This is a genomic window from uncultured Gemella sp. (assembly GCF_963529685.1).
Taxonomy (GTDB): Bacteria; Bacillota; Bacilli; order Staphylococcales; family Gemellaceae; genus Gemella.
On sequence record NZ_CAUSAI010000052.1, the window covers coordinates 1 to 11,665 of the forward strand.

An 11,665-nucleotide genomic window follows, 5' to 3' on the forward strand; every position below is an offset into this window, starting at 1 on the left:
CATTAATAATTATATTAATAATAATAATAATAATAATAATATGCTATCACTGTATTCTTTAAATTCCGAAACAACTTACCGTTTAGCTGCACCATTTATTAATAAACAATGTTATTTTATATTTAATGACATTGTTACTATTATATCAAACTAACGTTTTTTTGTCTACAAAAATCTATAAAATACAGTGATAATTAGTACTTGGATATAGAAAGCGACTCTCGATATCCAAATATAAATTCCTCATAAGAACATATTTTATATCATGAAGTTAAAATGTAGTTAAATTTTTTTGAGTTATTTCCCATTTTTTCTCAAAAAATTATAAAATTTAGGAGAAATTATAAAATTAAAGCGTCTACTATAATAAAGTAAATAACTATCCAAATCAGTTGAAAAAAATTAAGTGAATTTTCTTTCTTCTAAGCCTCTGTTTTACGATAATAATTAAAAAGGATTTTTATAAATCAATACTCCCCTACAACCTTGTATTTTCTCAGTATATATTTTAATTGTTCACCTGTAACCTCTTCGTATTTATAATCTATATTTTCTACTGCTAAATAATTGAGTACTTTTCTAATGCTGACATATCCTTTTTTAGCCACTACAATATGATCTAGCATTTCAATACCAACTATCTCACCAACTTCCATTAAATTTATCGTCGTTTTAATATCTTCTATAGAAGGTGTAGCATCTCCACTAGGGTGATTATGTACGCAGACAATACTTGAAGCACTATTTTTTATCGCCACTTTAAAAACTTCTCTTGGGTGGACTACTGACATAGATAAGCTACCTTTGAACACTTCTCTTTTTTCGATTATTTTACCTTTCGTATCAATATCTAGTACTACGAAGACTTCTTGTGTTAAATTCTCTAGTGATGATTTTAGGTAATTGGCTATTGATTGCGGGCTGTCGCATTTCACATCTAGAACATTTGTTGCGTATATTCTTCTTGCAAACTCTATATTCGCAAGAATATGTATCGCTTTTTCCTGACCTATCCCTTTATGTTTCATAAGTTCTGTTAAAGTTGCATCTCTTAACTTTGTAATACCACCCATATCTTTTAGAATCGTGTCAGAAAGCTCAATCACATTTTGATTTTTTGTACCTGTTCTTAATAATATTGCCAAAATTTCTTTATCACTAAGCGCTAATGCACCTAATTTCTTAAACTTCTCCCTAGGACGATCTTCCTCACTAAATTCTTTAATAGTATAACCTACTACCATAATAATCCCTCCCTTATTAATATGATTGTTAAATAACTAAGTGCAATAAATGGCACTAATGGTAGTTTTGTTTTCCTTTTTACTTTTTTCAAGATAATTAGCCCAATAGCGAAAAATCCCGCATATAAAAATGTGAAAATCAACAAATACACTCCCTCAAATAAATTCAAATTCAAAGCCAATACACAAAAGATTTTTATATCACCATAGCCTAAGCCACCTCTTGTAAAAATATAGAGTATATGAAAAATAACAATAAGACAAATAAAATCTAAAAAACTAAATAAATAATAGTGCATATATATAGAAGAAAAATTTAAAATAATTAGAAGATAAAACAACTCATCATTAACTTCAAATGATTTTACATCTTCTATTCCTAAGAAAATCAGAACAATAAATATACTGACTTCAATATAACTAATAAAAACAAACTGTTTTTGGAAAATAATAAATAATATAATAGTAATAAAAGTAAAAATTTCATATAAAAATATATCTAATGGAATTTTTTGATTACAGTAGCTGCATCGACCTTTTTTATATAAATAGCTAAAAATCGGAATTAAGTCGCCTGCTTTTAATTCTTGATGACAACTAGCACAATAACTTCGTCTAAATAGAAACTCTTTCTTATTCTCACTATCTACTAAACACTTAATAGCACTAGCAAAAATTAGACTTAATATGATAATAAAAATATAACTTTCCATAAGTATCTCCCCCTACTTTATAACCCTTCAATTATATTCTATCACAATTATATATACAGAACTACATTTATCATTGTTGTATATATAATCACCTAATAATATTTTCTCATTTTTCCTATACCAAGAATTAACTTATATTACAATAGGATTTTATTTCGATTCAAATTATTTTCAATATATTTCAAACTTTTTTCAACTTATACTACTAATAAACTAATATAATGATGATATCTAATTTCAATAAAATTTACATTTTTTCATTTTTGTAGTATAATATTGTTTATAGTTTTCCGAAGGCAAGATTTCCGCCTTAAGGAAAGTAGTTTTATATTCTTATTCTACACTATTATTTTTAGAGAAGGTGATTAAATGATTTTTAAAAAATTTTTGAGAAAAAGTCAAGAAGAGTTAGAAGCTGCGAATCAGCTTTCTCTTCAAGAAATTAACAATACAGTTGATGTTCCAAAAGAAGGAAGCTTTTTAAAGAAAGTCCTGGCTTATAGTGGACCGGGAGCATTAGTAGCAGTCGGTTATATGGATCCTGGTAACTGGATTACCTCTATCGCTGGTGGTGCTCAATATGCGTATAGCTTACTATTCGTTATACTTATATCGAATCTTATCGCGATGTTACTTCAATCAATGTCTGTAAGATTAGGTATTGTAACTGGTATGGACCTAGCTCAAGCAACTAGAAAGCATACTGGTAAAAAAATGGGATTTGTTCTCTGGATAATTACCGAACTAGCTATTATGGCTACTGATATTGCAGAAATTATTGGTAGTGCTGTAGCTTTAAAATTATTATTCGGTATTCCTTTACTAATAGGGGTTATAATAACTATCTTTGATGTATTCTTACTCCTATTATTAGCACATTTTGGATTTAGAAAAATCGAAGCTATTGTAGCTACCTTGATATTTACAATTCTAATAATATTCTTCTATGAAGTTTTATTAGCTAACCCTAATACCGGCGAATTAATTAAAGGTTTTATTCCGAACAAGGATGTAATTAATAATAAAGGTGCATTATTTATTGCCTTAGGTATCGTGGGAGCTACAGTTATGCCTCACAATCTGTACCTACATTCTTCTATTGTTCAAGCAAGAAGATACGATAGAAAGGACAACAAAGTTAAAAAAGAAGCTATTAGATTTTCTACTATAGATTCTAATATTCAACTTTCAATCGCATTTGTTATTAACTGCTTACTATTAGTTTTAGGTGCTTCTTTGTTTTATGGTCATGGTGATAGTCTTGGACGCTTTACAGATCTTTATAACGCTTTACAAGATAGTAGCATTGTTGGAGCTATTGCTTCACCACTCCTTAGTACACTATTCGCCGTAGCTCTATTGGCCTCTGGTCAAAATTCTACTATTACCGGAACATTATCAGGACAAATAGTTATGGAAGGTTTCATCCACATGAGACTTCCTATGTGGATTAGAAGAATGCTGACTCGTGTAATTGCGGTAATGCCTGTTGTCATTTGTTTAATAATTTTTGGTGATAGTGAACAAGCAATTGAAAGCTTACTGATTTATACACAAGTATTTTTAAGTATTGCTCTACCAATATCTATTATTCCTCTAACACTATATACATCAGATAAAAAACTTATGGGAGAGTTTGTTATTAAACCATGGATGAAAATTGTTGCATGGATCTGCACAGTCGTATTGATAATCTTAAATTTCTGGTTAATAATATCAACATTCATATAAAAAAATCGGACTGACAAAAATCAGTCCGATTTTTTTATTTCTCAATATATATACTAGACTCACACTTTATTTACTTTATAAAACAAAAAAGACAGCTCCTTCGAACTGCCTTTTTGTATATTAATGAAATTATTTAACAGGTAATACTGCTCCATTCCATTTTTCTTTAATGAATTTTTGAGTATCTTCAGATTTTAAAGCTGCAACAAGTTTTTTAACAACAAGTTTATCTTTATCGCCTTGACGAACAACGATGATGTTAGCATATGGGTTGTCGTCTGTAGCTTTTTCTACTAAAACTGGTTCAGTAGCTGCGTTTAATCCTGCATCAACTGCGAAGTTAGCGTTGATTGAAACTAGGTCACCTTCACCGTTTTGGTAGAATTTAACCATTAATGCTGGATCATTTTCGTAGCTGAATTGTAATTTTTTAGGGTTTTCAGCGATATCATCGAAAGTAGCTGTTACTGGATCTACACCATCTTTAACTTTAACTAATCCTTCAGAAGCTAGTAATTTAATTACACGTCCCCATTCAGATTTGTTGTTACTTACTAATACTTTAGCACCTTCTTTAAGGTCTTTAACATTTTTAACTTTTTTAGAGTATAATCCGATTGGCTCTAAGTGAATTGCACCAGCATCTTCAATTTTGTATCCATTTTCTTTAATAGCATTTTTTAAGAATGGTACGTGTTGGAAGTAGTTAATGTCGATTTCTTTATCGTTTAACGTTTTGTTTGGTACATAGTAGTCTTGGTATGTAACGATGTCTAATTTAATTCCTTCTTTTTCAAGTTGTGGAGCAACGTGTTCTAATAATACTGCGTGAGGTACGTTAGTAGCCCCAACTTTTACAGTTACAGGTTTGCTAGGATCTAGTTTATCAACATCGATTCCTTTTTTCTCAGTTTTTGATGCGCTTGAGCATCCAATTAATACGAATCCAAGTATGAAACTTGTTACTAATAATAATAGTTTTTTCATTTATAATTTTCTCCTTTTGTTTTATATTTAATGATATTGGGTTTTTAATGAGTTTTATGTAAAAAAAACACCCTTACTCTCCTAAGAGAATAAGGGCGAAACTAATTTCACGGTACCACCTTACTTTTTCGTAAACTACGAACTTTACCACTGCATCGTCTATGTATCTAGAATATATCCGATAAAGTGTGCGTTTGTAACGTAACGCCTACGAAAAAAGCTTGTGTTTTAAACTCACTTTTTTTACCATTCAAACCATTTTCCTTTATCATCTGCATTGTGTGCTTTCACCTACTCACACTCTCTGTAAAAGTTCCTATAAAGTACTTATTTGAATATCGGTAATTTTGAACTTGACTCTATATTATCATCAGTAAATAAAAATGTCAATACTTTTTTTGAAAATTTTTAAAAAGTTTTTTGAAAATTCACGAATATTTACTTTTTCATTTCTATAAATGACTATTTCTTCTCAAAATTTTTAATTTAGTTTATTACTTATTAGCCATTTATCTATTGCTTCTACCGTCTTACTTCGGTATCTAGGAGCTTCATACATATGATCTGATCCTTCAATAACACTCAAAGTTGCATTCTTATATTTCTTAGCCGTTGCCTTTGCGATATTTGGATGTACCATTCTATCCTCACTTCCAGTTATTACTAGTACTGGTTCTTTTACTTTTTCAAAATCAATATATGCACCTTTTTGTTTATCTAAAAATGGTAATGCCATTTGGAAATAAGTGAAACCTGATTCCGGAACTAATTTAGAAAATTCTCTTTCTTTATCTGCTTCATCCTGATTATTCATACAATAATCGTAGAATGCATGTTTATACGGTGGCATAGATTTTTTCCAAAATCCCCATCGAAGAAAGTGTTTATAGAAACAAATTACCATACTAGGATAAAAGGCAAAAATTCCTGCGGCTGGTGCAGTCCCCATTAATACCAAACCTTTAACCTTTGTCCTAGTAGCAACTTTCTGAGCAAGAAGCCCACCTAATGAATGTCCTAGTACTATTGGTGCTTCATCTAGAGTTTCTATTAACTCAACAATATCATCTGTAAACTCATCTAAACTAACATCTGCTACCTTTTTTTCTACTTCTTCATAAGGTAAATCATGATATTTTAGAGTTGGAGTATATACTTTTAAACCTAATTTTTCTAATTCATCCACAAACTCCCCCCAGACAGTTCCATCACACCATGTTCCATGTATTAACACTATATTCGTCATAAAATTTCCTCCTGCACTATATTTAGCATTCTTTTTTTCACACTAATTATATACTTAATAGCTTTAAGAATCAAATAATTACATAAGTTTAATTGCAAATTGCATTATATTAAAAATAAAAAAGAGTAGATTAAAAACATGGTAAGATTTTTATTCTACTCTCTTTATCGCTTCTCAACTTTCGTTAAGAGGCGATTTCCTTTGGAGGCTAATTATTAAATTGTTCGTTCATCTCTCGAACAGTTTTCTCTATATTTTTTGAATATGATATTGCTGAGATTATTGAAACGCCATTAACGTTTGTCTTCATAATATCTTTAATATGTTGTGTCTGTATTCCACCAATGGCAACCAATGGCATAGTTGGCAATAATTTTCTCATTAATTCAAGTCCTTCATAACCAATAGCACCACCTGCATCATCTTTTGACTGTGTGACAAATACAGGACCAACTCCAACATAATCTACATATTCGACTTTAGATTGTTTTAATTCTTCTTCGTTTCCTATTGAAAGACCAATTATTTTATCCGGCATCAACTTTCTAATCTCATCAACGCCGAGATCATCTTGCCCTACATGAACCCCATCAGCAGCTATTTCTAATGATAATTCTATATCATCATTTACTATAAATGGGACATTATATTTTTTACATAGATTTTGTAGTTTTATTGCTAATTCTACTTTTTCTTTACCTTCTAAAGCTCCTTTACCTTTTTCTCTAAATTGAAACAAGGTAATTCCACCTTTTAAAGCTTCTTCAACTACTGAATATAAGTCTTTTCCTTGGCAAGTAGTAGTTCCACAAATAAAATATAGTTTTAATAGTTCTTTATTAAACATAATTACTTCACCTTTTTAAATGTAGCTATATCTTCATCAGTGATTTCATATAATGCATTCATAAATTCAACTTTAAATGTTCCTGGCAAATGACCATTCGGACGTTTTTCCGCCATTTCCCCGGCAATATTATATGCTAGCATTGCTGTTTCTAGTGATTTTAATTCTTCACCTTTCTCTAATCCAATAAAACTCGCCACTACTGCTCCTAATAAGCATCCTGTTCCAATAACTTTAGGCATCATTGCACTTCCATTATGAATCGTTACTACTTTTCCATCAACTGCAATAGCATCTACTTCACCTGTTACTATTACCGGTATATTAAACTTAGAGTTCGCTGCTAAGGCAATTTCATCAATATTATCTACTCCAGCACTATCTACTCCCTTAGAAGCTACATTTATTCCTACTAAAGATGCTATCTCGCCTGCATTTCCCCTTATAGCTGCCAGTTTGTAATTATTTATTAAATCATCTGCTACTTTTTTTCTATATGCTCCCGCTCCACATGCTACCGGATCTAATACTGCTGGTACATTATATTTTTCTGCAATTTTCAGTGCATCTTGATACAGCTTCCATGTTTCATCAGTTAAAGTACCAATATTAATCAATAATCCTCCAGCATATTTTAGTAAATCCTCCAAGTCTTCTGGATACTCACTCATTGCTGGTGATGCTCCCAATGCTACTAAACCATTTGCTGTAAAGTTTTTTACCACATCATTAGTTATACATATTACCAATGGTGCTTTTTCTTTTAATAATTTTAAACTTGTCATATTTATAAATCTCCTTTAAACGCAATATGATTTACAGGTCCATTACCATGACCTATCTCTGGTGTATTTTTAATCGCAGCAGTTATGAATTTTTTCCCAATATCTACAGCTTCTATAATACTTTTTCCTTTTGCTAATTCAGCTGTAATAACTGCTGAAAATGTACAACCGGTTCCGTGTGTATGGTTAGTCTTAAATCTTTCGCTAGTCCATACTTTCTTAGTTCCATCATTTAAGAATAAATAGTCTTTTGCTTCACCGGTTAAATGACCACCTTTAATTACTACCGACTTGCATCCAACCTCATTAATAATAAATTTACCTGCACGATTTACATCATCTTCAGTTACTATTTTAAAATCAACTATTTCTTCTGCTTCTGGAACATTTGGAGTAATAATAGTAGCTAGTGGTAATATTTCTTCTTTTAGATGTTTTCTAGCGACATCATCAATTAATTTGTCCCCACTTGTCGCAACCATGACTGGATCTACCACGTAAGGTACATCTTTAGGTAAATACTTCTTAATCAGCTTCATCATGTTAGCATTTGCTATCATTCCAGTTTTTATACTATCCGGTGTTATATCATCAAATACACTTTTTAATTGTGCTTCTAATATATCTAAATCTAAGTTTCTTATCATTTGAACACCTAAAGTGTTTTGAGCAACTACACTAGTGACCACAGCCATACCGTAAACTTCACGAGCTTGAAAACTTTTTAAATCAGCCATAATACCAGCTCCACCCGTTGGATCAGTCCCAGCGATAGTTAAAGCAATATTTAGTTTTGTCATAATCTACACCTCTAAATCCCAACGCTCTTGTGTATAAGCCATGTTGAAGAAGCGACGTTCATGTTCACAACTTTCTAGGAAATTTTTAACAAGACGGGTTTTCCCTTCTTCACTCATAAATTCAGCTTCACGATTTATTATTTTATAGTACTCAGTAAGTACTTCATCAACCAATCCGCCAGCATAAAACTCTACCCAGAATTTTAAAGGATGATCATCTGCTAAATTATGATTATCAAGAATTTTTCTAGCTACCATTTTATAAATCCACGGACATGGTGCCATTGCACTTAACGCTTCTGCCATACCAAAAGCAAACACATTATAATACATATGTTTTATATAATGGTCTGCAGATGGATACCACTCTCCACCTTTTATTATTTCATAATAGTCCCTTCCTATGTAATCAGCTAAGTTTTTATGAGCTGCAATTTCTTCGTTTAACACAAAATTAATTTGTCCTAAAAAGAAGTTTTTCTCAACTTTATCATTACTTTTGGCTAAAAGCATCGCATAAATATCGCTAAAATTTTCTAAATATAATGCATCAGCTTTCAAATAATGCTCAACAGCTTCCTTTGATAAATCCGCATCAATTAACCCTTGTATAAATCCATCATTATATATCTTATCAACGATAGGTAGTGCTTTTTCCTCCATAATTTCAGTAATTTGTTTCATAGGTATTCCCCCTTGTTATTTTAATAAAATTAAACATAAAATATCATCACTATTGATAAACAAAAAAGCCCTCCTACCAACGTATGAGAACTATGAAAATTATATTACAAATAATAAAGTATCATTCTTTATAGAATAATCCAATTTATATTCATTCACATTTCCTACGCTAGCATTATCTAGTTCAGGTCAAAGGGTCTAACTATGTTATCTCAGCCTAAAGGCTCCCCCAGTGATTTTATTCTATTTACTTTTTAAATCGTAGCACAGAAAAAAATAAATGTCAACAAATTAGTTTAAGGGTTTACAACTTTAGTACAAATGATATTGGTTTAATACAAAAAAGTTTTAATAATAATATTTTTATATTTTATAAATTGAATAAACATATAAAAATATATCGAACTTGTTAACTAAATCTATAATCTTATAGTAATTTTTATTTATTTTTGAATTTAAATAAAACTCATTATCACTTTTATCTTTATTGATTCAATCTTCTGTGATATAATAATGATGTACAGATTATATGTTGAAGTTTTTTTAAAAAATCAATCTTACAGAATTACAATCGATTAGCAGCATTAATTACCTTATTTTGGTTTCATTAAAACACTAATGAATAATGCTATATAACGTGTTAATCTTGTTAATTAAATACACAATTTATCTGTTTTCATTAATAAATAAACATCATTTTGGGAATAATTCAGCGTTACTTACTAAAGCAAAGTAACGCCATGGATTTTTCCCAATCTTACAAAACTAATTGTGTCTAAATTGTGAATAAAGTTTGTACATTTTTAGACAAGAAAGAAGGGAAATAGAAAATGAAAAACAATACATTATTAAAAGTTCTATCCGCGACAGCTATATTCTCAGCAATTGCGGCAATCGAAGCATATGATCAAGATAACTTTGCTTTTGCAGCAGAAACACCTGCAGCAGTTGCTCCAGCTACGCCACCAACAGCAACTACCCCTGCAGCAGTTGCTCCAACTACGCCACCAACAGCAACTACCCCTGCAGCAGTTGCTCCAGCTACGCCACCAACAGCTACAACTGCACCAGCAACTTCAGTTACTGCGCCAGCTGCTGCTACAAGTACTACTCCAGCTCATAACGCTGAGGGACCAGCTACTGTACCACAAGACGTTAAAGCATTAAAAGATGGAGAATATAAAATTACTGCTGAAGCTATTAACTTCGGCAACGGGGAAGATCCTTCTATGGCTGCCGCTGCAATCGACAATGATAAAACAAAATTAATTGTAAAAAATGGTCAATATTCTGTAAATGTTACATTTAAACCTATCACATTTGGTGGACTTACAGGTTACTTAGGAGACTTAAAATACTATGATGGTGACAAAACTCATGAAAATCGTAAAGATATTCAAAAAAATGAATTTAAAGACTCAACTATAGTTGAGAATTATAGTGCTAATGAAACTGATAAATTTGTAGATGCATACAAAAAACAATTCCCAAATCGTACTGTTTATCCAAAAACTGTTGCCTACAATGTGGATAAAAATAAAATCGATTCAAACAATAAACTAGAGACATATACACAAGTTTTCGTTCCTGTTATGGCTTCAATTAACGAAACTCTTGGAACACAAAATATGATTTTAAAATTTGATTTTAGTACTCTAACTGCTAAAAATTCAAAACAAGAAGAATCAACAAATCCTACTTATGTAAAACTCCATATAAAAGATAACACTATAGTAACGCCTAAAGTTAGAAAAAATGTTGATACTATCGCAAAAATAGTAAAAGAAAGTAATCAAGAATATTTAATTTTCAATTATTATAGTAAAGTTGGAAAAGGTAAAAATAACGACGGTTTGCAGAACATTAAATATAGCTACAAAGAAATACAAAAAGCAAAAGATTCTGAATTGCTGTTACCAGTATCAAATAAAGTAATTGAAACAATTAATACTACTGATTCAGTTTATGAAATATCAGAAGCAAAAATACCAATTACAGACAAAAAAGAAGTTGTAATTTACGGAGATTTCCAATATCCTGCTGCTATTGTGAAACAATATGGGACTATTACTTGGGAGGATAAAAATGTCGTTATAAAAAATAAATCTAGTGTAGAGCCTCCTGAATTGTTTTCAATTAAAGCAGCTTTAGACGGAACAACTGTTAAAAAAACTTCCGATCCAAATCAAGAATTTGATTTTTCTAAAGATGGAATTAACTATTCACCTTACAACGGACTAAGTGGGAAAAAATTTAAATTAGCTAAGCATTATTCTCATTCAATTGATGTATCCTTTAAACGAGATAATTTGATAAATACACTAACAAGATACATAAAATACACAATCGATGGAAGTGAACCAACTTTCCAATCTGCAGATGCAGATATTAAATTTGCTAATGCAAATCCTCATAAACCAGAATTTTATTACGGAATTAATATTAATCCTTTTGAAAATGGAACTGGTATAACTTCTAATGGTGGTAATCTAACACTTAAAGTTAAAGCGTTTAATATCGATGGTTCTAAAAGCAGCGAAACTAAAACTTATATACTTCCTTTCGAAAAAGAGACTCTTGACAAAGCAGAAACAACATTAAACATAAATAATAAAGAATATACTGCAA

The 11,665-nt window shown here is 30.7% G+C and carries 9 protein-coding genes, 1 pseudogene and 1 riboswitch; of the genes and pseudogenes, 2 read left to right on the forward strand and 8 right to left on the reverse strand.

Annotated features, from left to right (window positions below):
* Positions 1-467 precede the first annotated feature (467 nt).
* Both radC and RWS90_RS07065 read right to left on the reverse strand, forming a co-directional pair.
* Positions 468-1,244 carry a DNA repair protein RadC gene (radC, locus tag RWS90_RS07060; protein WP_314549974.1) on the reverse strand — a complete coding sequence of 259 codons (777 nt, stop codon included), beginning with the start codon at positions 1,242-1,244 and terminating at the stop codon, positions 468-470.
* The gene (locus tag RWS90_RS07065) at positions 1,238-1,957 is read right to left on the reverse strand and encodes an A24 family peptidase (RefSeq protein WP_314549976.1); all 720 of its coding nucleotides are present in this window, start codon (positions 1,955-1,957) and stop codon (positions 1,238-1,240) included. The genes radC and RWS90_RS07065 overlap by 7 nt, the downstream gene beginning before the upstream one ends.
* 369 nt (positions 1,958-2,326) lie before the next feature.
* Between RWS90_RS07065 and RWS90_RS07070 the strand changes: the two genes are divergently transcribed.
* Positions 2,327-3,688 (forward strand): Nramp family divalent metal transporter, encoded by a 1,362-nt coding sequence (locus tag RWS90_RS07070; RefSeq protein ID WP_314549977.1) that lies wholly within the window; start codon positions 2,327-2,329, stop codon positions 3,686-3,688.
* Between the two features lie 129 nt (positions 3,689-3,817).
* Here RWS90_RS07070 and RWS90_RS07075 read toward each other — a convergent pair whose 3' ends face one another.
* The 6 genes from RWS90_RS07075 to tenA all read right to left on the reverse strand — a co-directional run bounded on the left by RWS90_RS07075 (position 3,818) and on the right by tenA (position 9,037).
* Positions 3,818-4,675, reverse strand: a complete 858-nt coding sequence (locus RWS90_RS07075; RefSeq protein ID WP_314549979.1) for a MetQ/NlpA family ABC transporter substrate-binding protein — start codon at positions 4,673-4,675, stop codon at positions 3,818-3,820.
* Positions 4,676-5,156: 481 nt separating this feature from the next.
* Positions 5,157-5,921, reverse strand: a complete 765-nt coding sequence (locus RWS90_RS07080; RefSeq protein ID WP_314549982.1) for an alpha/beta hydrolase — start codon at positions 5,919-5,921, stop codon at positions 5,157-5,159.
* A 208-nt stretch (positions 5,922-6,129) separates the two neighbouring features.
* A complete protein-coding gene (thiE, locus tag RWS90_RS07085; protein ID WP_314549984.1) occupies positions 6,130-6,768 on the reverse strand; it encodes a thiamine phosphate synthase in 639 nt (212 codons plus the stop codon).
* Positions 6,769-6,770: 2 nt separating this feature from the next.
* Positions 6,771-7,553 carry a hydroxyethylthiazole kinase gene (gene thiM, locus RWS90_RS07090; protein ID WP_314549987.1) on the reverse strand — a complete coding sequence of 261 codons (783 nt, stop codon included), beginning with the start codon at positions 7,551-7,553 and terminating at the stop codon, positions 6,771-6,773.
* 2 nt (positions 7,554-7,555) lie between these two features.
* Positions 7,556-8,353: a bifunctional hydroxymethylpyrimidine kinase/phosphomethylpyrimidine kinase gene (thiD, locus tag RWS90_RS07095; RefSeq protein ID WP_314549989.1), complete on the reverse strand. Its 798-nt coding sequence runs from the start codon at positions 8,351-8,353 to the stop codon at positions 7,556-7,558.
* 3 nt (positions 8,354-8,356) lie between these two features.
* The gene (gene tenA, locus RWS90_RS07100) at positions 8,357-9,037 is read right to left on the reverse strand and encodes a thiaminase II (RefSeq protein WP_314549991.1); all 681 of its coding nucleotides are present in this window, start codon (positions 9,035-9,037) and stop codon (positions 8,357-8,359) included.
* A gap of 143 nt (positions 9,038-9,180) precedes the next feature.
* Positions 9,181-9,278: riboswitch (TPP riboswitch) on the reverse strand.
* A 589-nt stretch (positions 9,279-9,867) separates the two neighbouring features.
* Here tenA and RWS90_RS07105 point away from each other — a divergent pair.
* Positions 9,868-11,665: pseudogene (locus tag RWS90_RS07105) on the forward strand (chitobiase/beta-hexosaminidase C-terminal domain-containing protein); the annotation flags it as partial.

Bases quoted from the DNA above. Each gene is read 5' to 3' on its own strand.
- radC (WP_314549974.1), bottom strand. From the start codon at position 1,244: ATGGTAGTAGGTTATACTATTAAAGAATTTAGTGAGGAAGATCGTCCT.
- RWS90_RS07065 (WP_314549976.1), bottom strand. From the start codon at position 1,957: ATGGAAAGTTATATTTTTATTATCATATTAAGTCTAATTTTTGCTAGT.
- RWS90_RS07070 (WP_314549977.1), top strand. From the start codon at position 2,327: ATGATTTTTAAAAAATTTTTGAGAAAAAGTCAAGAAGAGTTAGAAGCT.
- RWS90_RS07075 (WP_314549979.1), bottom strand. From the start codon at position 4,675: ATGAAAAAACTATTATTATTAGTAACAAGTTTCATACTTGGATTCGTA.
- RWS90_RS07080 (WP_314549982.1), bottom strand. From the start codon at position 5,921: ATGACGAATATAGTGTTAATACATGGAACATGGTGTGATGGAACTGTC.
- thiE (WP_314549984.1), bottom strand. From the start codon at position 6,768: ATGTTTAATAAAGAACTATTAAAACTATATTTTATTTGTGGAACTACT.
- thiM (WP_314549987.1), bottom strand. From the start codon at position 7,553: ATGACAAGTTTAAAATTATTAAAAGAAAAAGCACCATTGGTAATATGT.
- thiD (WP_314549989.1), bottom strand. From the start codon at position 8,353: ATGACAAAACTAAATATTGCTTTAACTATCGCTGGGACTGATCCAACG.
- tenA (WP_314549991.1), bottom strand. From the start codon at position 9,037: ATGAAACAAATTACTGAAATTATGGAGGAAAAAGCACTACCTATCGTT.